We start from the raw sequence: 24,764 nt of genomic DNA on the forward strand, positions 1-24,764 counted from the left end.
AATTCATCATTCATAATTCATCATTGTTTTACAGTCCCGATCCGTCGGCTTTACCCCGTGTTATCGCGTACGATCCAATCTTCTTTCCATGGTCCAGACCACCATTCGAATCAAACCGGTAGTGAATCAGACCAAACACCCGCGATGTAGATGCTTCGGCGGCCTCCGCTTCAAAATCGGCGGCTTTGTCGGGAAAAATATAAGTTAGCACCGTAGCCGCAGCAGCCGAAAACGTAGAGTGTCCCGATGGATAGGATGGGAAATTGGGCAACCCAACCGACGTTTTCATACCAAATTGTTGTGGACGCGGGTAGTAATAGTAATATTTGGCTTCCCAGCAACCAACCGCAGCATCTTCCAGCGCCGTACCAACCAGAGCCAGCGTCCGGGCCATACGCACTTCACTATATTTGGCTTCGTTAGCCGCATTCGCTGCGGTACGGTGCCAGTGACCAGGTGGTGTATAGCTACCAGCACCATCGGCCCAGTAGTTTGCAATCCGAGCCTGCTCGCGCGTTTGGCTTTTGTTAATCCCTTGCAGCTCGCTCATATCCTTCTGATAATTAGCATCATTGAGAGCAGGAGGTGCTGGTGGGCGGATCTGAAGCAGGGTCGTTTTATCGAAATTCCAGGTCGCTACTGTGCCGAAGTTTGGCAACATAGGTGGGCGAGCAGGCGTTTCCTGACTTACCCATACTTCGGTAAGACCACGCTCTTTAGCGGCCTGAATCATACCGGCTGTTACCGCCTGATTGTTAGCGGCACTCATACCATCGGTTTTAGCCCGCGCCATAACTTTGGCAGCAGCCTGATTACCCAGATCAACACCAGCCGCCAGATCACTGGCTACGTTCATACCTGCCCACAGCCGACTATTCTGGTGCTCAGCTAGTTTAGCATCGATAAAGGGCACTTCACCCGGAAACATCGCTTTTAGAACAACCGCCGAAGCTGCCGCTACAACGGCGTCTTCCGATGGATACGTTGGCAACGCAGAAACAGGTAAAGCAACCCGAACCGTAGCATCGACTTTCGAGGGGGCAACCCGATTAAACTTGTATTTATAACTCCAGGCGGCTACCAGTGCATCGTATTGAGCAACGCTCAGGTAAGCCAGCGCACGAGACGCATAAGGTGGATTGGCAAACGGGAACTTAGGGTCAGCCAGTGGGTTAGCCGCATCCGGCACGGGGTATTTTCCATCTGGTGTCGACGCTGGGGGTATGTTGTACCGGGCGCACAATTCGCGGGCAATCTCGTTCCAACGGTAAACAGCGCCTGTTCCCCAATACACAACCGCTTCCTGTTGCTCCTGGCTTAAGGTCGCGGATTTCGATTTGAGATCGGTTAATTCAGCCTGATACGTTGACGAGGATGTACTAACTGGGGTTGCTACCGTAACATCGGTAGGTGCGGTCAGGACATAGGTTTTCCAGCTACCTGCTTTTTCATCGATGCTGGCAGGTACATATCCTACACGCTGGGGTTCCGAAATACTTTTATCACACGAAACAAAAGCAATTGACAAGCTGGCTACAAGACTGCCAATGACCAGAATTCGATTATATTTTTTCATGATGTATGGGCGCTTATTTCTTGAAGTTAATTTGATATAACAGACCTACCGTGTAGCTGGTGCTCTGACCTACATTCTGACCATCGACAACATAACCGATCCGTGCATTTACCCCAATGTTCCTGGGCTGCACTTTGCCATACCAGCCCACCGATGTAGCTTTTGCATTATTTGTCAGGAAAGGCATATCATTCCGGCGAATATTATCTCCCGAAAGGCAAGACACATGCTCAGCCCACACTTCGGTTTGCCAACCTTTGCGCAAAACGCCTAAGCGAACGGCGGCATCATATGTATTTGGTATTTTTACCTGATTGGTATTGTACACCTGATTATCGGCCTGATAGGCGTCCTGATCTATTTTGGTATTGCTTCTCCAGCCATAGCTACCGTAAGCAGTTATATATAAACCTGTTCTTTTCTCTTTATAGTTAGCCAGTAATCGACCAGTAAACGTGCGGCATTGCATACCGATCGACATCGGCATAAAACTAGCAACGTAGTTTCCTATGGGAATTGACCCACCAACAATAGCATTGAGCGAAAAACCGCCAGTCTGGACAGCTTTCACTTTCAACCAGGCCGATAAATCCTGAATGCCATGTTGGCCCATGAGGTTACCCGCGCTATTGTTCGTCCAGATATACGGCAGGCTCATAATAACGTTTACCCGCTTGCTGATACCAAAGGCTGGCATGAGCATGACGCTCTGGGTTGTTTGGGTACCGATATTAAAATTCTCGCGTTTAAGCGTATTCTCCCAGTATTGATTCCAGGAAGTATGACTGTACATTCCGGCCACACACAACTGGTTTTTACCCATGTAGATTGCATCGTTCGGCATCTGTGCCTGAGCTGCAAAGGGCATCAGCATCGAAGCGATGGTCAGACATTTTAAACTTGTTTTCATCATTGGTTGGTTAAATTGATACGATGGTTTTAACTGGTAAGATCGATGAGCAGGATAGCACTTTACTTGTAGGAGTTTTAACGGTGTGGAGATGCTATCTCCACACTGTAATTAAATTAGAACCAACGAGACACACTGGCTGATATCAGATAATCGGCAAAAGCAGCGTCGCCTTGTTTCACGCCCAGTGGATCAAGCCGATCGGCGTAGCTTTTGATTCGATTGCGATAAACAGCAACCGGTACCGTAACGGCAAGCGAGGTTTTATGACGCATGTACGACAAACCTGGCTCAACCGAAACAATGTACCCTGGCCGACGGAAACCTGAGCTCCCGCCAAAAGCATCGATGGCTGGAACACCTTCCACACGACCGCCCAGCATAACAGCTAGTCCTGGAATTGCTTTTATCGACTGGCTTAGGCCAATACGAGCGGCAAACTGATCAGCAACCGAGAATGAACCCGTTACCAAATCGATTGTGGTTGCCGTAGGGTTACGAACTACGCCATTGGTCTCGCGCGGGTTGAACAGATAAAAACCATTCGCATAAGCCGTCAGTGTTTTCGTAATCGAGGCATATCCCTGAAGCTCAATACTTGCCCCTACACCACCGTCACCCAATTGAATCGACTGATCGACAGGTAGTGTCACCGTATAATCTGTACCTTCTTTGGTCAGACGGTGAAAATTATCAGTTGCGCCATAGTTGCCCGTGGGTAGTTTTATGCCAAGCCCAACCGCCAGATTGGCTTTAGGTAGTTTAGCCGGATTGACCAGCCAGTAGCTTCCCGAAATACGCAGGTCGCCGATGCCTTCTGAGTGCGTATCAAACCGCTTTTGCTGCGGGTTCTGCGCAACAGCATTGCCATAATGTTCGTAGAGCGATGAGCGATCGTAGTATTGAACAGGCAGATTGACCGAGAAAGACAGCCGTTGATTCACCATATACGTGATACCCAGATCAAGCGCATGCGATACGTTAATCACATTGGTGCCCTGATCAACACGTTGTGTTTGTTCAACATCGCCAACAAAATGCTTGTAGGAGCGAAAGAATCGATAACCAGCCGATACCTGCCAATGGCCGTTACGTTGTTTAAAATAATCGGCAGATCCTGCCGGGGCAGCGCAGCTCATATGCCGAACGGCCACGCAGCCTTGTGCTGAAAGTTGGGTATTCGCAATAAGAACACATGCTACCGCCAAAACGATAGTAGAAATTGATTTCATACTGGAAGAATGTCTGAGGTGAAAATGAAAATCTGGTTGGTGCACGACCTGTAGCCAGAAGCCTATGCAAATGCCCTGCTTGTGTGTTTACAAACAGAAACCTTTACGTAGCTAATAAGCCTAATTAATAGTCGCACAATCGCGCGTTGGAACAAGGAAGTCCAGATGAAGACACGAGTTGCAGTAGACGGAGCTATGCTTATTCATTCAATCCCAATTCGTTAACGACTGGACATACGAATACGTCGCGGATACGAAATGGCACAGAAAAACAGCCAGCAGAACTACTGAAAATAGGTCTTAAAACGCGATAAGAAATTCACCTCAGGCTTCGGGAGGGGGCGAATGAACAGGTAGGGCGCGGGCAGCCACCACGAACAGTTGTTCGGGAATACGAATAGCTTCGCGCCAGCTAGGAGAGAGAAAACAAAAAACGGCTCGTGGATTTGCCGAATACTCTTTTAACAGGAACTTCAGAAACTGGTTATTCTTCTTATGTGAATCAGTAGCCCCCGATACATGCTCATTTAGAAACGAAAGTAAATCGCTCTGCCAGAACGTACGACTTTGCGATTCAAGGCCGGCAATATGCAGCATATTGTCCCGAACCTCCACGCTTACTACCGAGTAATAATGGCCGTTGTAGCTAAAGCCATCCGACGTTGTGCGGGCAATAGTAGTTTCATCGAGTTTGTCTTTGAGGGGAATCTCAAATTCAACGATGCTATCGACCGATCGATAAACAGAAAGCCGCTCCGACAGGTCGTGTTCTTCCTGCCACCATGAACCCACAAACACGAGCACGTAGGCTAGTGTGTGGTACACGAGTAGCGCGAAGAGGCCTATGGAAACTGCTTTTTTCAAAATTGTGATCGGCAAACTTTCTACAAAAATAATACTAATATTTCAAACAAAACCCATAAAAGGCCGCTTAAAGTATTTCTTACTAAAATTTTACAAAAGTTATGCCACGGTTCTTTAAATTATACAATTCAATAGAAAAGTAACGCTTTCTTTCATTAAACTACTGTTTTCTAGGGATTTATGGGTGTATATAGCCAAGTACCTATTGCCGACAGGTCGAAATTAAAGGCCCATGTGGCCTGTACTAAATGTAAATAGCGATGGTCTTGTTGCGGATTTCGAATCAGATTCTGATACATGTACCCTACCTCAACCTTCCCAAGCTTACCCGTATTGTACCCAATTCCGCCATAAAGCCAGTTTTCACCATAAAAGCTGTTCTTGGAACTGATTGGACTGTTACGTGCCCCTGTCAGGCATAGAAAAAACTCATTGGAGGCCGATGCGTAAAAACCTTCCGTTTGCAGCTTGGTATCATATAGCGGTAAAGTAACCCCCAACTGATAGCGAACTAACGTAGCATACGACCACTGGTTCGTTTTCATATTCAACGGATAGCGTTCTTCATACCGCAACCGATGCGACAATTTCAGGCGTCCTAATGCCGAAATATCATGTGTACCAACAACTTGCGCCCAAACTCGATTTTCGTTGACATGAAGACCAAATAGATTGTGTTTCACGTAGGCATAGCCTAGTCCGGCCTGAATAGTAGGTGTGAATTTATAGCTCAAACTGGGCTGTATATAATACTGAAGAGCTGTTGCCGGGTATTCCTTTTCCGCTATAGTCTGATGAAACGCGTCAATGGTAGTCGATAGATACAGATTGTACTGGAGCCTTTTACCAATATTTCCAGACTGCGATATAGCCGGAAAAAACCCGAAGAACGTCCAATCCTGCGCGATACAAGGATAACTACTTAAAAAGAAACACAGTAGGAAAACGATCCGCATTTGTACAGGAGGCTCAAACTTCAATAATGCTCCTTACCAAATTGTATGCCAAGCCTACATAATCCATCTATTTATTTTCAAAATAAAGGTTACTTAACAGGCTATTAGAAAACAGGTTCGGATGCAATCAAAACCCATAATTTTGTGTTAGCTTAACATTGCATGATCTACGATAATCACAATCGCCCCATCACCTACCTTCGGTTGGCCGTAACTGACCGCTGCAACCTGCGGTGTTTTTACTGTATGCCCGAAGAGGGAATCAAGTATCTGCCTAAACACCAGGTCCTGAGTTATGAGGAAATGGAGCGAACCGTGCGTGTATTGGCCCGATTGGGAGTCCAGAAAGTACGGATCACGGGTGGAGAGCCGTTTGTTCGGGCGGGCCTGATGAATTTCCTGCATCAATTGGCAGCGATTGATGGATTAAACGACATCTCCCTAACCACCAATGGCGTATTAACTGCTCCACATATTGCCGACCTGGCTTCACTCGGCGTTAAATCTGTGAATTTGAGTCTGGACACACTCGACCGAGAGCGTTTTCATAAAATTACCCGGCGCGATGAGCTGCCTGCCGTGATGAAAACCCTCGATAAACTCTTGTCAGCAGGAATTCAGACCAAAATTAATGCGGTTGTCATGGACGGTCAGAATATCCAGGACATCATTCCGCTTTCGGACCTAACGCGTACCTTACCCGTTGATGTCCGATTTATTGAAGAAATGCCTTTCAACGGCGAGGGGAGCCATTATCCCGTACTTCACTGGACACACAAGCGGATTGCTGACGAAATTCGGGCGCACTTTCCAGATTTACAAAAGTTACCCGATCCCCCGTTTTCGACCTCGGCTACATATCAAATTCCGGGTCATCAGGGCACGATTGGTATCATTGCCGCTTTTAGCCGGACCTTTTGCGGCACCTGCAATCGTATTCGTCTAACTGCCCAAGGCACGCTCAAAACCTGTCTGTACGATAATGGTGTACTGGATGTGAGGGCATTACTCCGCCGTGGTGCATCAGATGAAGAGCTGACCGCTGCTTTTCTACAAGCTTTCGCCCATCGTCCACTCAATGGATTCGAAGCCGAACGACACAGCATGCAAGCCGGTGGCTCGGTCAGCGAGTCAATGTCTACAATTGGGGGGTGATTAATAGCAAGTCATCACAGGTGGGGGAATTTGTATTATTAAAATGTCCCGTTGGCAGAAGCTAAAGCGTGCGCTATTTCATTAGAAATCAGACATTTCCCATCAAAAAGGTTCGACCCCTTCAGGGTCGTATGTCTATAGTATAATTGGCCATCTATAAACATACGACCCTGAAGGGGTCGAACCTTTTTAATATTACACTGATAATCAAAGACGTACCACTACCGGAACGCCTTCAAAATATTTATTTGTGAAGAGTGCATCCACATCCATACGCTGAATAATGTCGCCCGAAGCATCGGTTAGCATTCGGTTGCGGATCATCCAGTTTACAAACGAAACCCAGATCGTTCGGTGCATGAAACCCCAATTACCTTCACCATCAAAGTAATAACCAGAAACCATCTGCTGACTCTGTTCCACAAAATTTCGATTGGTTAAGGTAGGGTGATTAGCTGTTTTCATGAGAATACGGGCCGCTTCGTCGGGGTTTTTCATGGCAAACCGAAAACCAGCGGCCGTTGCGTCCAGAAAGGCCCGTAGGGCATCAGCGTTTTCCTCAGCCCAGTCACGGTGTGCAGTCAGGACAGGGTTATAGCCATAGGGAATTTCGTACTCATCAAACAAAAACTGATTCAGATCAATACCATCAATATCAGCCTTAACGCCCTCCCAGGTAAGCCAGCACCAGGCCGCATCCACCTCGCGCGTTACCAACGCCCGCCAGATATTTGCCCAGGGTGATTTATGGGCCACAAACTGTCCCCGCCCATCGTCATTCTGAATCAGTTGTCGAATAATATCCTCTTCGTATCGGGCTCCATACGAAGCATAAACTTTTCCATCTAACTCCTTCGGGCGGCTGATTCCACTCTCTTTCAGCGTCATAATCGCACTTACATCGCGAGCCAGCAACGTGGCAATCGCTATCAAGGGTATGCCATTGGTCTGGTAGCTGATCACACTCTCGGAGGGCGTAATAGCCAAATGCGCATCGCTCTGGGCCACACGACGGGCAGGAGCCGTTTGATAGTTCTCCTGATCAGGTGAGATGAATTCGACATCAAGGCCAGCCCGTTGATAAGCTCCTTTTGCAAAAGCCACATAAAAACCCGTGTGGTTGGTATTAGGAGTCCGGTCGAGTGCTAATCGAATGGTTGTATTCATGGGGTACAGTACTGGTACGGCTAATTTAACAATTACGGTGGTATAAGGTTTCTGGCAATCGAATCGAGCTGGCTGATTGCAAAGACTAATGTAAAAAGAATCGGGGCAACCTGTACTTATCCAACAAACAGAATTTCATCGGCCAGCGCCTTTTCATATTTTTCTTTGTCGAAACGATACAAGTAAGGGGCTTTGTGGGCACCACCGGTTTTACGTTCCTCCAGTCGCTCCAGAATATTGTAGCCCAGCATCCGTTTCTGAAAATTTCGACGGTCGAGGCTCTGTCCCAGAATGGTTTCGTAGAGTTGCTGCAAATCGGGCATAGTGAACCGATCGGGCAATAAATTATAGCCAATTGGCTGATAACTAAGCTGTCGACGGAGTGTCTTCAACGCCAGTTTAATCATCTCATTATGATCAAAAAGCAAAGCGGGAATCTGGTCGATGTCCCACCAGCGACACTCCTCAGTGAAGAAATCGGGCGTAGGTACAGCATTGGCAAATTCAACCAGCGCATAATATCCTACCGATATATCCCGACTAACAATCTCGTGTGTGACATCGTCGGGCAGACCCAGCTTCGCCATCGTTTCCTGCTTGCTGAAATTGGTATAACGCATGACATCGCCGAAGGTGTGAAACTGTTGCAGGAAAATTTCATGCAAGCCTGTTCGCTCCCGCAGGGTTCGATAGGCGGCAGCTTCCAGATTTTCTTCATGACGTATTCTCCCTCCTGGCAAACACCACTCATCTGTACCTTTCCAGCGCAGCAGTAGCACTTTTAGCTGCCCATCGTGAAATCCGAATATGGCCAGATCCAGCGATACAGAGGACAGAAAATTAGTCTTAAAGTCTTCAACTAACTTTTGCAATGCTTTTTTGTATTCCATATTGAAAATTTAAGAATAAACATAGTGTGTAATTTCAACACAATAAAATAAAATACTATCATTGTGTTAAAATTACACATCCATGATAAAACGGCATTTTTTCTCAAGGCAATCGTACAAAGCAGTTATTCCGCTTTGCGTTGGTGCGATTGGCCTCCTCGCCTACTCCGCAAGGCCGCTGACTGACCCCGGCGACAAGCCCGACGAGAATCGATTTACAAAGGTAGTACTGGCCGAAAAGCTCAATGAACCACTCGAAATGGCCATTTTGCCCGACGAACGTGTTCTTTTTATTGAACGGCATGGGCAGGTTCAACTGTATTCGCCCACAACGAAACAGGTTAAAACCATTGCGACAATTCCGGTCAGCACGAAATATAAGGATAAAGAAGGACACGAAACCGAGGCCGAAGATGGGTTATTGGGTGTAAACCTCGATCCTAATTTCGAGAAAAATCATTGGGTCTACCTCTACTACTCCCCCGCTGGCAACGAATCCAAAAACATCCTAACCCGCTACGAATTGCGTGGTGATGAACTGGTTCTTTCCTCTAAAAAAGTCTTACTGGAAGTAGCTACCCAACGGGAGCAGTGCTGCCATACGGGCGGTTCGATTGACTGGGACCGCGACGGCAACCTCTACCTCTCAACCGGCGATAACACCAGCCCACGCGCCACGCTCTACGCACCTATTGACGAACGACCAGGTCGCGCGCCTTGGGATGCTCAGAAATCGTCGGGCAACACCAACGATTTACGGGGTAAAATCCTACGTATCCATCCCGAAGCCGATGGTACCTATACCATTCCCGAAGGCAATCTTTTTCCAAAAGGAACGCCGAAAACCCGGCCGGAGATTTATACAATGGGGCACCGGAATCCATACCGAATTTCGGTCGATAAGCACACGGGTTACCTGTATTGGGGTGATGTAGGCCCTGATGCGGGTGAGGATTCGGTGGGCGTTGGCCCTACTGCCGAAGACGAATACAATCAGGCTAAAAAAGCAGGCAATTTTGGCTGGCCTTATTTTGTTGGCAACAACAAAGCTTATTACGCGAAGGATTTTACGACGGGCAAAGGTGGCGCTAAATTCGATCCGGCTCATCCGGTCAATAATTCGCCCAACAATACGGGCTTAAACGACCTCCCTCCTGCTCAGCCCGCCATGATCTGGTATCCGGCCGCCGAAAGCAAAACCTTTCCGTTTATGGGTACGGGTGGCCGTAGCGCGATGGCGGGCCCGACCTATTATAAAGACGACTTTAAGGGAGCCAAACGCTCTTTCCCAGAGTATTATAATGGCAAGACCTTCTTGTTTGAATGGATGCGCGATATGATTCTGGCAGTTAGCTACGATGCACAGGGCAACATGACCAAGACTGAGCGTTTTCTGCCTAATATGGCCTTCAGCCACCCAATCGACATGGCTTTCGGTCCAAACGGCGACTTGTATGTGCTTGAATATGGTACAGGCTGGTTCCTCCAAAACGACGATTCCCGGCTGGTAAAAATTGAATTCAACGCAGGGAACCGTAAACCCAATGTGATCGCTTCTGCCAGTCAGAAAGCTGGAGCGGTGCCAATGGCCGTGAAACTATCATCGGAAGGCACCAAGGATTTCGACGGCGATGCGATGACCTATCAATGGAAAATCTACAACAAGGCAGGTGGTCAGCCAACAGTCCTGAACGACGCCAATCCAACGTATACGATCCAGAAGCCAGGCCAATACAAAGCGATTCTGACCGTAACCGATGCACATGGCCTTAAAGATTCCCGCGAGGTCGACCTTATGGCGGGTAACCAGCCACCAACGGTAGCACTGGAAGTTACGAAAGGAAACAAAAGTTTTTACTTTCCAGGAGAACCAATTGCGTACAAGGTTCTGGTCAATGACAAAGAAGACGGTAGCCTCGCCAACGGGAAAATTCAGGCGAAACAGGTCATGGTGAAAGCCAACTACCAGGATGAAGCCAATGCCCAGAATAGCAGTGAAGCCGGTCATAAATTTTCCGAAGCGACTTATTTAGGAACGGGTCAGGTGTTGATGGAAAAAAGCGATTGCAAAGCCTGCCATTTCATGGATAAAAAATCGGTTGGGCCAGCCTTTGCTGAGGTAGCTAAACGCTATAAAGGTGATGCGAACGCCGTAGCTAGCCTGTCGAACAAGATTATCAAAGGTGGAGGTGGCGTTTGGGGCGATGCCATTATGACGGCCCACCCGCAATTGGGTCAGTCAGATGCCAGCGAGATTGTGAAATACATTCTTACACTGTCGGATAAGAAGGTAGCCACTCCATCGCTACCCACGCAGGGCACTTATACACCCGATAAAAATGAGAAGGGTACACTGGTGTTGCAGGCTTCCTATAAGGATAAAGGCGCAAACGGTCTGCCTGCGCAAACTGCCGAGCAAGCTCTGGTTTTGCGTAATCCACTAATAGCTATTGGCTCAAGCAACAGCCAGTCGAAGGGCATTACGCTCTTCAAAATGGGCACACAGCCGTATCCGTTCGTGATTGTAATGGCGACCGATACCTACGTCAAATTCGACCAGTTCGATCTGACGGGCGTACGCACAATGGACTTTGCCGTAGCGATTCCCAAAGCCCAGCTCAATGCGGTTGGCGGACGCATCGAAGTCCATATTGATTCGCCAACCGGGCAGTTATTGGGGCAAACCCCTGAGCTTCTACCCAGCGAAAGCAAAGATCCCGCCGATATGATGAAACCCAGCCTGAGTAAGGTTTCCATTACACCCGTTACGGGTCAGCACGATTTATATTTTGTCTTTAAGAACGAAAAAGCGGGCAAATCTGCGCTGTTTGTTCCGGCTACCGTTCAACTTTCTAACTAATCTCAATTTCACCTCACCCCCGACCCCTCTCCTGGTTTTCAGGAGAGGGGAGGTTTTAACGTCCGACTTATCTTTCCCAATCCACTCATGTTGTGGAAGGGTTAAATTAAAATCAAGTCCACGTTTATAACTCCCATTTCTCCCCTCTCCTCAAAAGGAGAAGAGGGGCCTGGGGTGAGGTTAACCCCTTATCAATCATGATCCAATCACGTCGCGATTTCCTGAGCCAACTGGGCCTGACAGCCGCTGGAGTAAGCCTAGCCTCAGTTCTACCAACATCATCATTTGCCGATATGACTGCCAAAAAATTCACATTCGACATCTCGCTGGCCGAGTTCTCTTTTGCGGGCGAACTCTATTCGGGTAAAATGACGAATATGGATTTTCCTTCTCGTACCAAAAAAGAGTTTGGCATTAATGTGCTGGAATATGTATCTGGTTTTTTCAACAACAAACACACCGATCAGGCATACCTGAAAGAACTCAAGCAGCGGTGCGATGATCTCGGCATGAAGAATAACCTCATCATGGTCGATGGAGCCAACATTGCAGACCTTGATGCAACGAAACGTCAGAAAGCAGTAGAAGATCACCATGCCTGGGTCGACGCAGCCAAGTACCTCGGTTGTAGTTCCATCCGGGTTAATCTGGGCGATACCTCCAAAGCGCTGACGGGTGTAGAAGATGATCCTGCCGACGAAGCCGCTAAAACGGCTGCCGATGGCTATCATAAGTTGTTGGAGTATGCAGCCAAGTCAAAAATGGATGTTATTGTCGAAAACCACTTCGGCAACTCGACCGACATCGATTGGCTGGTTGGAGTCATGAAACAAGTGAATATGCCTAACGCGGGCTTGCTACCTGATTTCGGTAACTTCTGCCGGCAACGCAGCAAGCCCGAAACCAACGATATCAAGGGGATTATGGCCACCAAATGCATCAAAGAATACGACCGATATGAGGGAGTAAAGAAAATGATGCCCTACGCCAAAGGGATCAGTGCCAAAACGCACAAGTTCGATGCAAAAGGAAACGAGACCGAAACCGATTTCGTGAAAATGTTCAAGATCATTAAAGACGCTGGATTCAAAGGCTACGTAGGCGTTGAATATGAAGGCGGTATCATGGCTATGTATAACCCAACCGGCGGGTATCTCTCTACCAACGACGGTATTCGTGCCACCAAAACCCTGCTCGAACGCGTCCGGACGGAGTTGGCGTAATTGTTCTGTTTCGACAGGATTACAGCCGGGCCGACGTTCGGATTTTCAGGATTATTTGCTGGTCTAAAATCCTGTTAATCCTGTCGAAAACCTTATCCTAAAACAATCCTAAAGTCATGTTCCGTAAATTCCTTAAAATTCTGCTGGGCCTCGTTCTGGTACTCGTCTTATTGGCAGGCGGATTCGTTGTCTTTGGTATGTATGTTACCCGGCAACTTCCCTGGCAAAAGCCTGTTTTTGATACCGAACGACCAGCCGGTCCTGGTACTGTTGGTCCTAAAGGGGTTTTAATCTTTTCAAAAACCAATGGATTCCGTCACGAATCCATCGAACCCGGAATTGAAGCACTCAAAAAAGAGGGAAAAGCCAAAGGCTGGGATGTTCGCACAACAGAAAACGGAGCGTTCTTTAACGACGACTATTTAAGCAAATTCAAAGTCGTTGTTTTCTTATCGACCACGGGCGATATTCTGACGCCGGAGCAGGAAAAATCCTTTGAGAAATTCATTGAAAACGGGGGCGGTTACGTGGGTATCCATGCGGCTTCCGATACGGAATACGGTTGGGATTGGTACGATCATATGCTCGGCACCCACTTCCGCGACCATCCTCTTTATCCGGAGCACACTCCTGAAGCTGAAGTTATTACCGACGTTCGGGATCACCCAAGCACCAAACATTTGCCCGCCAAATTCCGCCGGGCCGATGAGTGGTATAATTTCAAGCAAAGTGTACGCGGCAAAGACAGTATTCAGGTGCTATTGACGCTGAACGAAGCAACGTACAAGGCAACCTGGCCCAAAGCAATGGGTGGCGATCACCCAATTTCGTGGACCAATAAAGTAGGCAAAGGACGTATATTCTATACCGGCATGGGACACACAAATGAAACCTTTACCGATAAATATGCCATGCCTCACATTGTGGAAGGTATTGAGTGGGCGGGGCGGTTTGAGGATTAAGAATTAGGATGGCGCGAACGAAGACGTTCGCGCCATCAGCAGCTACAAAAAAAGCGACTTGCGTCGCTTTTTTTGTAGAGAAAATCGCCAAAACTATTTAATGTGAATAACGGAAGATTTACGAATAGAATTATACTAGTTTTTTGTCATCCCGACGCCAGGAGGGATCTTCGGTAAATAACCAATTGCCGAAGATCCCTCCTGGCGTCGGGATGACAAAAACAATATTATAAATAACTGATAATCAATCAACAATTTCAGATTCCATCCATTATTCACATTATCTACCATCAAAACTCTGAATCATATTCCGATAAAACGTTTTCGTGCTCCACTGACCACCTGCAATAATGCGTCGGATGGTGTAGAGTGGCATTTGCTCATCGCGTTTGTCGGCCAGCGTAAAGGCGGCTGCGTAACCTCGCTTCTGGATTTCGGGTAACGCCTGATGATTCCATAAACCGAACGGATAAGCGAAGTATTTTACGGGTTTGCCGATGATCGTTTCCAGCTTCGCTTTAGGCTCTTCAATCTGGATTTTCCAGTCGTCGCCCTGGTATTTTTTCACGTTATGGTGATCCCAGGTATGGGCACCAATCGTATGCCCTTTATCTGACAAATCTTTAATCTGCGCCTTGTCCATATACGGCTGTTTTCCTCTACGACCAATAGCGACGGTCATAATAAAAAATGCCCCTTTGAACCCGTGTTTGTCCAGAATCGGAACAGCCGTTTCGTATTGGTCCAGATCCCCATCATCGAACGTAAGCATAACTGGCTTCGACGGTAAAGGAGCGCCAGTGGTCAGGTATGCGTACAGTTGATCAGGCAGAATAGTGTGGTAACCGCTGTCGGCCAGAATCTGCATCTGATCCTTGAATGCCTGAACGGGAATAATGTAATCTTTTGCACTTTTGGAATCACTCCCCCGCCAATCGCGAATCTGATGATAACATAATACCGGTACCTGCGGACGAGCCAGAATGGTAGCGGCATCGGCGATTTTATCGGCCGGAATCGAGCTGGGGTCAGGAGCAGCTTTGGCCGTTTCTTCGCTTGAAACTGGCTTTTCGGTCGTAGCCTTCGTTGTTGAATCAGTTGTCGTGGTGGCTTCGCTGGTAGAAGCGCTTTTCGACTGGCAGCCCGTTAGGCCATTGGAGAGTAAAACAGACAGACCAAGGGCTGCTGAAAACGATAAAACTTGACGAGTGAACATATAAAATGAATATGACCCAAACATAGGAAAAAGAATCTGGCCTATAGAATAAAAGTTAGCAAACAGGCACAAACTTTAATCCGATCTCTACAAATTTTGTACCTTAAAATAAGAGGTTACCTTGTTAATCAGCCCAATACTCATTCCACCGCTATCTTTACCCGACCTATGCGTCTGAAAGATAAACTCCCTCTTAGCTACCTTCTGTTTTCAATCCGGGGCCGTATCCATCGTTCAACGTACTGGCTAGTCTCGGCATTTATCTGGAGTACGTTTTATGTACTTCACACCGTCTTGCACGACTTTGTTAGCGAAGGGGCAACCTTCATTCTTTATCCACTCCTGCTCGGATCGTTACTGTCTACAGCGGCCAAACGCTTGCACGATACCAACCATTCGGGCTATTGGTTATTGGCGGTTCTGATTCCAGTGCTAGGGCCAATCTGGCTGATTTATCTATTAGGTTTTAAACGAGGAGACAGACACCCCAATATCTTCGGCACTGTTCCTAACGAAGCCGCTGATTACTTCAAAAATGACAACGGACAACCCGTTCCACATAGCGCTCCCGAACGGATTATCAACGACGTAACCCAGTTGAATCCAGTAGTGGTTGCCGATGTATTTCGTCCAAAATCGGTAACGGATTTACAAGAGTGGCTTCGACAAACAATAGGCCCGATTTCGGTAGGCGGTGGTCGGTTTAGTATGGGCGGGCAAACCGCCAGTGCCCAAAGTCTGCACATTGACATGCGGGACTTAAATCAGGTTATCCAATTCTCGAAAGAAGACCGACGAATTACCGTTCAGGCCGGGATTCGGTGGTGCGATATTCAACGGTTCATCGATACGCACGACCTAAGCATCAAGATCATGCAGACCTACGCCAACTTCACGGTTGGGGGTGCGCTAAGTGTAAACTGTCACGGTCGCTACATGGGGCATGGGCCGTTAATTCTATCGGTTCGTGCTATTGAATTGATATTGGCCGATGGATCGCTGGTGCAGGCTAGCCGTACCGAAAACTCAGAAATCTTTTTCGGGGCTATCGGTGGTTATAATGGCCTGGGAATTATCGTTTCGGCAGAATTGGATCTCGACGAAAATCTGGCCGTTCGACGACAACACCAAAAGCTTTCTCGATCTGCTTATCAGCCTTATTTCACCGAATCCATCCGCGACAATCCTGAAGCGGTTTTCCATAATGGCGACATGTATCCGCCCGCCTATACAAACATGCGGGCCGTTACCTGGGTCAAAACAACCGAACAGCCAACCGTTAAAACCCGCCTGATGCCGCTCCGGGAGTCGTATCCGCTGGAGCGGTATTTTATGTGGGCATTTACCGAAACCGCCTTGGGGAAATGGCGTCGGGAGCACATTGTCGACCCGCTGCTCTACCTCACCAATCCCATTCATTGGCGCAATTACGAAGCAGGTTATGACGTGGCCGAACTGGAGCCGCGCTCCCGCACAAAGCGTACGTATGTGTTGCAGGAGTATTTCGTCCCCGTTCGCTATTTCGAGGACTTTGCCGAAAAAATGAGCGAGATTTTTAATCGGTATCAAGTCAATGTCATCAACGTTTCGGTCCGGCACGCCCTCCCGGATTCGGGTTCGTATCTGGCCTGGGCGCGCGAAGAAGTCTTTGCGTTTGTGGTCTATTATAAACAGCGAACAACGGAAGCCGCCAAAAATGCGGTAGCTGTCTGGACGCGTGAACTGGTCGACGCTGTCTTATCTGTCGATGGGGCCTATTACCTGCCTTATCAGGCGCATGCCACACATGAGCAATTTCACAAAGCATACCCGAATGCAGAGAAGCTATTTGCACTCAAGAAAAACCTGGACCCGAATTTCCGGTTTCACAATGTGTTCTGGGATACGTATTATCAACCGTTTCGTTCGACAGGATTGACAGGATGAACAGGATTCTCAATACTTATCAATAAATCCTGTTCATCCTGTCGAACGAAAAATCAATAAACTTATGGCAACGCAAATCTCTGAATTTCACGCTGTATTCGATCAGACGAAACCGCGCGATGCGTTTTATCGCTTTCTGCAAGTTGTTTTTCACCTCTATCCCGAAGACAAGTTTCATCACCTGATTGGGGAAGTGACGAAAACCCAAACGTCAGACGAAACCATTTATAAAACTATTCAGAGTCGGCTTCCCAGCATCAAGCCGTTTCTGTCGGAGCTGACCTATGCGTTACCCGCACTCAACGTCCAGAAAAAGGAAATGACCCGGCAGATGCTGGAGTTATTGCCCAAAGGGGCAAAGGTGAACGGCTATGCTGAAATTGGCTCACCCGGTCGATACATCAGCGATTTGCGAAAACACCTCCCGATCAGCGGTCCTATCTACCTGATTAATGATGTAGCGCCAACATTCAGCCCCGCCGACATTATGGAACGGGGCCAATTGACTAAGCTCGGTACCTTCATCGAATCGCACGATTTCGATCCGATCAGCCCTAACGACATCCCCGACGCGAGCGTTGATCTGGTAACCTGCCTGATTGGCCTGCACCACACACGGCCCGAAAAACTAACGGGTTTTATTGACTCCATTCGGCGAATCCTGCGTCCGGGAGGCTGGTTTATTCTGCGCGATCACGACGTAAACGCCCCCGACATGGCCACATTCGTATCGCTGGTACACACCGTCTTTAACTTAGGCTTGAACATAACCTGGGAAGTCGACAAGCAGGATTACAAGGATTTCAAACCCATTGACGAATGGAGTAAGATTGTGAGTAAAATTGGCTTTACGGATAGCGGAAAGCGACTGCTCCAGGCCAACGACCCTTCCGATAATACAATGGTATTGTTCACAAAAATGTAGCGCGGGTTTCCACCCGCGCTACATGCATCCTCACATGAAAATTCCACTTTACACCCTCGTCCTGCTAACTCTTCTTAGTTGCTCTGGCAAGGAAAAAGCAAATCAGGCAACCAACTCCACTTCGGGCAAAGCTACGACGACTGATACGCTTCAGCCCCCGGTAGCTATCTCTGAACAATCGACAGGGCAACAAGAAGCCCCCGAAGGCGCTGGCACATGGCGATACGAGAGAACAACTGATAGAGTAGGAAATCCCGTTTATAAAGCGTCGATTACCTCTCCTCGCCTACTCGAATTTAGCTTCCCATACGCTGGCGGCTCCATCGCGACGCTGACCATTCGGAAGCGGGAAAGTGGCACCCATGTGTATATTCAGGTATCGAAAGGGCAGTTTAACCGAAGTTTTCAGGGCGGAAAAGCTGACGTTCGGTTCGATGGGAATCCTGTTGTTCCATATGCCTTTTCAGCCGCCGAAAACGGCAGTGCCAACATTATCTTTTTTGACTCCGAAAAAGCCCTGATCGATAAGTTGAAAACCACAAAAAAAATGACCGTCGACGTGGCTTTTGCAGGACAGGGGCAGCGACAAATTGAGTTTATAACCGCCGGTCTGGTTTGGAATCATTAAATCGGTATCCTGGACGGCCACGTCCGGGTATAAAATAAATATCGATACGCCCGGACGTGGCTGTCCAGGATACAAGTCTTCGTTATGCTTAGACTACCCATTTTAACCGTTATCATGGTCGTGTTGGCCATCGTTCTCTTTTTTCGAAAAGGACGTCAATCGCTGACAATTCCAGCGGGAAAAGGTTGTGTAGTACCCAAAGAGTGGCTGGTCAACAATCCACATCCGGTCACGCCTACCGAACACATTCGACCCGCCGATCAGACCTTTCTGACGTATCCTGAGTGGTTTCTGGTACACAGTCCCGCTGAAATAGCCGATTATGCCCATAACCATACAACCACAACCTTCCCATACATCAGTCATGTCTGGCAGCTCTGGCAAAGTTATGGCGTTGTGTACGATCAGATTAAGGGGAGCTTCGCCTTCAATACCGGCTACCACATTATGATCTGGGTCATTGGCGTTAGTACAACGGTCGAGTATGCGCTGAAAGCCCTTTACGAAACAGTTATCGGTCGACTCACCAATCCGGCAAATGGAGCTGTCGTGACCGATGAAGATAAATTTAACGCCCAGTTCTCTCAGGATTACGTCGACTTCATCCGTGAATTGCCCTGGTACGAATTCGATTTCAAATCCCGAATTCCTACATTATTCAGCGGCACTTCGTTTTGGGGACCACATTTCCTTCGCAAATGCGAACGCAAATACATGCTGTTAACCGAATTACTGGTAAAATCCGGTTATGGCTACCTCATCAAACTCGGCACCAAAGCCTCTTACGATGAAGCCCTTCTGACAACCGCTGTTATCGTCGACAAAGCGCCCGAAACGATTCCTGTGGCTTCTAAGGCTCAGCTTTTGAAAACCTATCCCGATGGTTCAGCCTTATTGATTCTGCCTCGCTATGAAGCATTTAATCCAGCGGTTTCGGCGCTGGTACAACAAGGCGTGACGTTCCGGGAAATAGCAGGAAACAATTCTGCCTTACTCCTTACCATTCTATCACCCGAAACCTGGCACCCCAACTCGGCGGACTTTCGGGTAGTTTTCACACAACCCATTGTCACCAAACCTGATCTAAAGCGAGTAGCCCTGGTAACAACGGTAGGCTCGCTGGATAAAACCATCCGATACGTGAACGAGCAGGACGTGAAGATCGAGCATGTTTATGATTATTGAGACGATGCTCTTAATCAGCTCTCATCCCACATTGAAAACCAATATTAGGGTGAGAGCTTTTTTTGCCCCATTAGGGGCCTAACAGCGAAGCGTCGGTAGCTAAATGAGTCTTCAGAATATTCCGCGTGCCGTCAGGTACGCAATTAGTCTGTACTTGACGGTCATTTAGCCACTGCCATATACTCTTGACAGGCATTATGATGCCCAAAAATTTCATTCGAGCGATTTAAACAAATATTGTTCATCGTATTCAACTTCGAATGCATCCAGAAATCGTCGATATTCTTCTAAAAATGTGCGTGTTCGATGGTGCTCCTCCTGGTTTGCAATGTAATTGATTACGGCAGGTAATTGACTCCTACCATATGAAAACGCACCATACCCTTCTTGCCAAGCAAACCGACTTCCTGTAAGTCGTTGGTCGTTAATCCACTGAGATGAACCCTGCTTTAGTTGTTGCATCAAGTCAGAAAGCGATTGATTGGGACGCATACCGATCAGAATATGTACATGGTCAGGCATCCCATTGATTGCCAGCAATCTATGATTATGGTTGTGGATAATGCCTGTCATATAGCTATATAAATCGTATTTCCATCTGGGTGCAATGATGGCAGTTCTATGTTTTACGGCAAAAACCAAATGAAGATGGATCTGAGTGTATGTATTAGGCATGACCGGTGGGTTATATTACAAGTCAGTAAACTTTAGCCCATTTGACGGCCTCACTTCATACTTGTTACATCTAAATTGAGCAAAGTTGCGTGCCTGACGGCACGCAGGACAATTCTGAAGACTTATTTGCTACCGACGCTTCGCTGTTATATCCCTACGGGACAATACAGCCGCTATTTCTATTTCCCGATTTCACAGTAATATCAGAGGTACATATTCACCTTTTACAGGTTTAACTACCTTTTAATTAACCTACTCAATATGCGGTAGTTATTAATCCAAAACAGGAATAAAACCTGAATCAAATTAATTCAATGCATATGAAACGGTTATTTTTCGTCGCTGCGTTCGCGCTGGCGGCCAGCCTAACCCAGGCACAAAATGTTACAGTAGATAGCGAACTTCGGCCAAATATTGACTTCAGTCACTTCAAAAGCTATGCATGGGCTGTGCAGCCAACCAGCAAACAAGATGCAGGAAACACTTTGGCCTTGAAAGCTCAGATGCGGGATGCCGTGGCCAATGCCATGGATGGTCGTGGTTATACATTCAACCGGCAATCGCCCGACTTGATTGTTAATTTCCGGGTGCTCGACCAACCTACAACAATCAAAGGTTATACCGAGGGTAGCTCTTACTTCAACACAAATGATGTACAAAGCCTTGGCAAAGAAAAGGATATTGTTGTGCAGGCAGGCACGATTCTGGTAAACCTCGTTGACGCCAAAACCGATGAGGCTATCTGGCAGGGAATCGCTTCGGGTTTAATAACAGCAAACAACAGAGATCATCAGGAAGGCAAAATTCGGGAAGCCGTTAACCTGATCTTTAACAAATACCCTTATCGGGCCGATAAGTTTTAGTGTGCTTTTAGTACATGTAACAGCGCGTCGTTCGAGAGAATGACGCGTTTTTTTGTTATGTCCTACAAAGCCACTTCATCAACTTTCAGAATGGTCACCTTCAAGGTGGTCAACGATTTGATGATGTCGAACAGGTGCGTAGGCAACAAAATAATGAACGGGAACATCCGTGTCAAAATAGATCATTCATTCACTTCGTCAATAAGATTATTTATGTCTATGCCGGGTTGTAATGTAACCGGGACCTGTTCTGTCAGCAACCGGAGTTCTTCCATACGCTTTACCAGAGATTGTTGCTCAACTACCTCATTAGCAACCTCTTCTACACGAACCCGAATAGTTTTTCCAGCAAAAAAACGGGTCAGCCGTTCAGCAAACTGCATCCGGTCTTCTTGTGCATCTAATACAAACGTCGCTTCCATAATCGTATGTGATTGACTGTCGGCAAGATAACGAAATTTCAACTTGCTTTGTGCGAATCGACATTCAGCCTGTTTCGGCAAAGGCTCAATTCGGATTTCAAGTTGATATTTTGACCAAAAACCCATATCTTGCTGATTATTAGATACTTAACGCAATTTGATGATTGTTTGCAACTTACTGACTATCAGCATAGTTTCTTGGCACCAACTTGAAACCCGAATTGAGCCATATATAATTATGGGCTATATTAAAGAACCAGAAGGAGTTGATTTCTTAATTAACGGTGAACCTTTGACTGACCAACAAAAACAGGACATCAGTGAGTTTATTAAAGCTGACAAGGCTGAAAGAGCTTTACAAAGCACTCAGCATAGAATTAAAAAAGGGCGCAACCTCCGGCAAAAACATCCTGCCTGATAACCACATAGGCCTACAGAAAGCTCGTCAACAATCATACCTGCTAAACCCAAATCAATAGCATCAAACTAACCAATCTTGGCTTACATTGGTAAGACTCATCTTTTGAATCTCATTTCCATATGCCATCGAAAATTCTCCATTTTCGGATAATGCGTTTCCCCAAATGGCAGCAGTAACGATTTCCCATGAAACTGTTTGAGATTATACGGACTGGCTACATTGTCAGCCAATGAGGGGGATACAACTACGCGTAACTGTTCATCAACGCCAATCATCCCTCGGTCAAAAGCAGTATGCAGATTTGGGCAAAGAGCAATCCCATTTGTGACTTTGTCATCGCCAGCAATGCTGATCGGTACAATATGGCAGGCTTCTACTAACGTGGAGCCATCAACCGCAATAACTTTCATACCCGAAATAGCACACCTGAAATCGTAAACCTTCGGTACCAGTTTCTTAAACAAGCCACCCCGAACAAAACGTGTTTCTTCATCGTCAGCAGACTGCGGCAGCATAGGTTCATACGCTACTGCTTTCTCATTCAGCAAATACGCTTCCAAGTCGTTCAGATAACTTCGTCCTACACGCTTTACACGTAGAAAAGCAGTTTTACCGTCAGGAAAGTAGTGGCTAAGTACCGCATTAGTAAGCTGTAACCGGGCAGCATCATTAGCCAGTAGATTAAACAAATCGACAGCAAAATATCCGTATTCGATTCGGTCGCTAAGCGTCTGAACACTACGAATATAGGTATCCAGCAATGTTCCCTGTTGGGTTTTTACAAACCAGAAGCCATCACTTTGAAGGAAAAAAAATGGTTGAGTAAAGTCGTCTTTATGCGCTGTCTTTACCAATAATGAAAAGTTTTCCTTAAACGTAGCCACTAACTCAGGAGTGATCGTTACCTGATTATTGGTGATTACCTGTTTATCAAACAATTCGAGAAGGGTAATGAGAAAAACAGGTTTATGGGGCGCTTTCCCATACCTTGTACCACCTTGCTTTAGTTTGGTAAATTTTCGAGTATATGTTGTTAACAGAGCTTGGTCAAACAAGAGCATCATGGTTTAGAGTACTATTAATTGAGTAAATATAACATTGCTGCGGCAGGATTGCTCGACTCCTCTTTTTGCCTTATTTTTATCGGCTTACTACCCAATTGTCCGAATACAATACCATGAAAAAACAATTCCTCGCAATTATCTTACTTACCCCGATGCTCGCGGTTGCCCAACCAAAAGCAAAGAAAGCCGTAGCGACCGCCGTTGATCCTGATAAGAAAACCATCATTACCAACCTAGATAGTCGGTTTCAGGAATACGCCGGTATTTCGAAGCAAATCTGGAATTTCGCCGAACTGGGCTATCAGGAAGAGAAAAGCTCGGCCCTGCTAGAAGAACAACTCAAAAAAGAAGGCTTCGATGTGCAAACGGGTGTGGCAGGCATTCCAACGGCTTTTGTGGCCACCTACGGGTCGGGCAAACCGGTTATCGGCATTTTGGGTGAGTACGATGCGCTGCCCGGCTTAGCGACCGAAGCGAAACCCGAATTTACGCCTATTGCGGGTCAGAAAGGCGGGCATGGTTGCGGACACAACCTCTTCGGCACAGCGTCGATGGCGGCTGCGGTACAGGTGAAAGATTGGCTAAAAAAATCAGGCCACGCTGGAACGATCAAAATTTATGGTTGCCCCGCCGAAGAAGGCGGTTCGGCCAAGGTATATATGGTTCGCGAAGGGTTGTTCAAGGATGTCGATGTGGTGTTGCATTGGCACCCCGGCGCTCAGAATGCGGCCGATGCGGGCACATCGCTGGCCAATAAAAATGCGAAGTTCCGCTTTAAAGGGATTGCCGCTCACGCAGCAGCCTCGCCCGAACGGGGTCGGTCGGCGCTGGATGGGGTTGAAGCAATGGACTATATGGTCAACATGATGCGGGAGCACATTCCATCCGATACCCGTATTCACTATGTCATTACACGCGGTGGCGAAGCACCGAACGTTGTTCCAGCCTATGCCGAGGTCTATTATTACGTTCGGAACAAAGACCGGGCCGTGGTGCAGAGCGTTTGGAAACGGATTGAAAATGCAGCCGAAGGTGCAGCTAAAGGAACAGGCACTCAGGTTACGTGGGAAGTTTTGGGCGGAGTGTATGATTTGCTGCCTAACGTAACGCTGGCCGAAGTGATGCACCAGAATCTGCAAACGGTTGGCGGTGTAAACTATACGCCTGAAGAAACGGAGTTCGCGAAAAAAATCAGCGAGTCGTTTGGCGATCAGAAAGTGCCCATCGAGAATGCTGCCAAAGTGAAAGATTTCCGCGATGCATCCGAAAGCGCAACCAGCGGTGGGTCTACCGACGTGGGTGATGTAAGCTGGGCCGTACCTACCGTGGGTCTCTCAACCGCTACCTGGGTACCGGGTTCATCGGCGCATAGCTGGCAGTCGACAGCCGCCAGTGGCATGAGCATCGGGCAGAAAGGCATGATTGTAGCCGCCAAGACACTTGCCCTGACGGCCCTGGATCTGTACAAAACACCAGCCCTCATCGAAAAAGCAACGGCGGAGTGGAAACAGAAACTCGGCCCCGACTTTAAATACGAAGCGTTACTTGGCGACCGGAAACCCGCGTTGGACTATAGAAAGTAATGAGTGAAAGAGCGATTGAGTGAAAGAGTGAATGTCCAGTTCCCATAAAGTGCCTACCTTT

Annotated in this window: 22 protein-coding genes; 11 read left to right on the plus strand and 11 right to left on the minus strand. The window is 47.4% G+C overall.

What is annotated here, in order from left to right:
• Window positions 1-28: 28 nt before the first annotated feature.
• From ACYVGR_RS26075 to ACYVGR_RS26095, 5 genes are all read right to left on the minus strand, one after another.
• Window positions 29-1,576: a vanadium-dependent haloperoxidase gene (locus tag ACYVGR_RS26075; RefSeq protein WP_460962320.1), complete on the minus strand. Its 1,548-nt coding sequence runs from the start codon at window positions 1,574-1,576 to the stop codon at window positions 29-31.
• A gap of 13 nt (window positions 1,577-1,589) precedes the next feature.
• Window positions 1,590-2,486 (minus strand): hypothetical protein, encoded by an 897-nt coding sequence (locus ACYVGR_RS26080; protein ID WP_460962438.1) that lies wholly within the window; start codon window positions 2,484-2,486, stop codon window positions 1,590-1,592.
• Between the two features lie 116 nt (window positions 2,487-2,602).
• The gene (locus tag ACYVGR_RS26085; protein ID WP_460962322.1) at window positions 2,603-3,718 is read right to left on the minus strand and encodes a hypothetical protein; all 1,116 of its coding nucleotides are present in this window, start codon (window positions 3,716-3,718) and stop codon (window positions 2,603-2,605) included.
• Between the two features lie 324 nt (window positions 3,719-4,042).
• Window positions 4,043-4,582, minus strand: a complete 540-nt coding sequence (locus ACYVGR_RS26090) for a hypothetical protein (RefSeq protein WP_460962324.1) — start codon at window positions 4,580-4,582, stop codon at window positions 4,043-4,045.
• 170 nt (window positions 4,583-4,752) lie between these two features.
• Window positions 4,753-5,538, minus strand: a complete 786-nt coding sequence (locus tag ACYVGR_RS26095) for a DUF2490 domain-containing protein (protein ID WP_460962326.1) — start codon at window positions 5,536-5,538, stop codon at window positions 4,753-4,755.
• Between the two features lie 162 nt (window positions 5,539-5,700).
• On the opposite strand from ACYVGR_RS26095, the gene moaA reads away from it, so the two are divergent.
• Window positions 5,701-6,693 (plus strand): GTP 3',8-cyclase MoaA, encoded by a 993-nt coding sequence (gene moaA / locus ACYVGR_RS26100; RefSeq protein WP_460962328.1) that lies wholly within the window; start codon window positions 5,701-5,703, stop codon window positions 6,691-6,693.
• Between the two features lie 207 nt (window positions 6,694-6,900).
• Here moaA and ACYVGR_RS26105 read toward each other — a convergent pair whose 3' ends face one another.
• Window positions 6,901-7,860, minus strand: a complete 960-nt coding sequence (locus tag ACYVGR_RS26105; protein ID WP_460962330.1) for an ABC transporter substrate-binding protein — start codon at window positions 7,858-7,860, stop codon at window positions 6,901-6,903.
• 116 nt (window positions 7,861-7,976) lie between these two features.
• Window positions 7,977-8,750 (minus strand): NUDIX hydrolase, encoded by a 774-nt coding sequence (locus tag ACYVGR_RS26110; protein WP_460962332.1) that lies wholly within the window; start codon window positions 8,748-8,750, stop codon window positions 7,977-7,979.
• A gap of 82 nt (window positions 8,751-8,832) precedes the next feature.
• On the opposite strand from ACYVGR_RS26110, the gene ACYVGR_RS26115 reads away from it, so the two are divergent.
• The 3 genes from ACYVGR_RS26115 (at window position 8,833) to ACYVGR_RS26125 (ending at window position 13,795) form a co-directional block, all read left to right on the plus strand.
• Entirely contained in the window at window positions 8,833-11,610 is a 2,778-nt protein-coding gene (locus ACYVGR_RS26115; RefSeq protein WP_460962334.1) for a PQQ-dependent sugar dehydrogenase, read from the plus strand.
• Window positions 11,611-11,807: 197 nt separating this feature from the next.
• Window positions 11,808-12,833: a sugar phosphate isomerase/epimerase family protein gene (locus tag ACYVGR_RS26120; protein ID WP_460962336.1), complete on the plus strand. Its 1,026-nt coding sequence runs from the start codon at window positions 11,808-11,810 to the stop codon at window positions 12,831-12,833.
• A gap of 116 nt (window positions 12,834-12,949) precedes the next feature.
• Window positions 12,950-13,795 carry a ThuA domain-containing protein gene (locus ACYVGR_RS26125; RefSeq protein WP_460962338.1) on the plus strand — a complete coding sequence of 282 codons (846 nt, stop codon included), beginning with the start codon at window positions 12,950-12,952 and terminating at the stop codon, window positions 13,793-13,795.
• A gap of 280 nt (window positions 13,796-14,075) precedes the next feature.
• Here the strand turns inward: ACYVGR_RS26125 and ACYVGR_RS26130 are convergent, their stop codons facing one another.
• Window positions 14,076-15,011: a polysaccharide deacetylase family protein gene (locus ACYVGR_RS26130; protein ID WP_460962340.1), complete on the minus strand. Its 936-nt coding sequence runs from the start codon at window positions 15,009-15,011 to the stop codon at window positions 14,076-14,078.
• Window positions 15,012-15,179: 168 nt separating this feature from the next.
• Between ACYVGR_RS26130 and ACYVGR_RS26135 the strand changes: the two genes are divergently transcribed.
• From ACYVGR_RS26135 to ACYVGR_RS26150, 4 genes are all read left to right on the plus strand, one after another.
• Window positions 15,180-16,937, plus strand: a complete 1,758-nt coding sequence (locus ACYVGR_RS26135; protein WP_460962342.1) for an FAD-binding protein — start codon at window positions 15,180-15,182, stop codon at window positions 16,935-16,937.
• Between the two features lie 64 nt (window positions 16,938-17,001).
• Window positions 17,002-17,862 (plus strand): class I SAM-dependent methyltransferase, encoded by an 861-nt coding sequence (locus ACYVGR_RS26140; RefSeq protein ID WP_460962343.1) that lies wholly within the window; start codon window positions 17,002-17,004, stop codon window positions 17,860-17,862.
• Window positions 17,863-17,896: 34 nt separating this feature from the next.
• A complete protein-coding gene (locus ACYVGR_RS26145) occupies window positions 17,897-18,490 on the plus strand; it encodes a hypothetical protein (protein ID WP_460962345.1) in 594 nt (197 codons plus the stop codon).
• Window positions 18,491-18,574: 84 nt separating this feature from the next.
• A complete protein-coding gene (locus ACYVGR_RS26150; RefSeq protein WP_460962347.1) occupies window positions 18,575-19,675 on the plus strand; it encodes a hypothetical protein in 1,101 nt (366 codons plus the stop codon).
• A gap of 213 nt (window positions 19,676-19,888) precedes the next feature.
• On the opposite strand, the gene tnpA is transcribed toward ACYVGR_RS26150, so the two are convergent.
• A complete protein-coding gene (gene tnpA, locus ACYVGR_RS26155) occupies window positions 19,889-20,350 on the minus strand; it encodes an IS200/IS605 family transposase (protein ID WP_460962349.1) in 462 nt (153 codons plus the stop codon).
• A gap of 320 nt (window positions 20,351-20,670) precedes the next feature.
• Between tnpA and ACYVGR_RS26160 the strand changes: the two genes are divergently transcribed.
• Window positions 20,671-21,213, plus strand: coding sequence for a DUF4136 domain-containing protein (locus tag ACYVGR_RS26160; protein WP_460962351.1), 543 nt, complete (start codon window positions 20,671-20,673; stop codon window positions 21,211-21,213).
• Between the two features lie 182 nt (window positions 21,214-21,395).
• Here the strand turns inward: ACYVGR_RS26160 and ACYVGR_RS26165 are convergent, their stop codons facing one another.
• Window positions 21,396-21,635 (minus strand): hypothetical protein, encoded by a 240-nt coding sequence (locus ACYVGR_RS26165; RefSeq protein WP_460962353.1) that lies wholly within the window; start codon window positions 21,633-21,635, stop codon window positions 21,396-21,398.
• Between the two features lie 238 nt (window positions 21,636-21,873).
• On the opposite strand from ACYVGR_RS26165, the gene ACYVGR_RS26170 reads away from it, so the two are divergent.
• Window positions 21,874-22,053, plus strand: coding sequence for a hypothetical protein (locus ACYVGR_RS26170; RefSeq protein ID WP_460962355.1), 180 nt, complete (start codon window positions 21,874-21,876; stop codon window positions 22,051-22,053).
• A gap of 98 nt (window positions 22,054-22,151) precedes the next feature.
• Here the strand turns inward: ACYVGR_RS26170 and ACYVGR_RS26175 are convergent, their stop codons facing one another.
• Window positions 22,152-23,120, minus strand: coding sequence for an HNH endonuclease (locus tag ACYVGR_RS26175; protein WP_460962357.1), 969 nt, complete (start codon window positions 23,118-23,120; stop codon window positions 22,152-22,154).
• A gap of 113 nt (window positions 23,121-23,233) precedes the next feature.
• Between ACYVGR_RS26175 and ACYVGR_RS26180 the strand changes: the two genes are divergently transcribed.
• Window positions 23,234-24,703, plus strand: coding sequence for an amidohydrolase (locus ACYVGR_RS26180; RefSeq protein WP_460962359.1), 1,470 nt, complete (start codon window positions 23,234-23,236; stop codon window positions 24,701-24,703).
• The last annotated feature ends 61 nt before the right edge of the window (window positions 24,704-24,764 follow it).

This window comes from Spirosoma litoris (assembly GCF_054776755.1).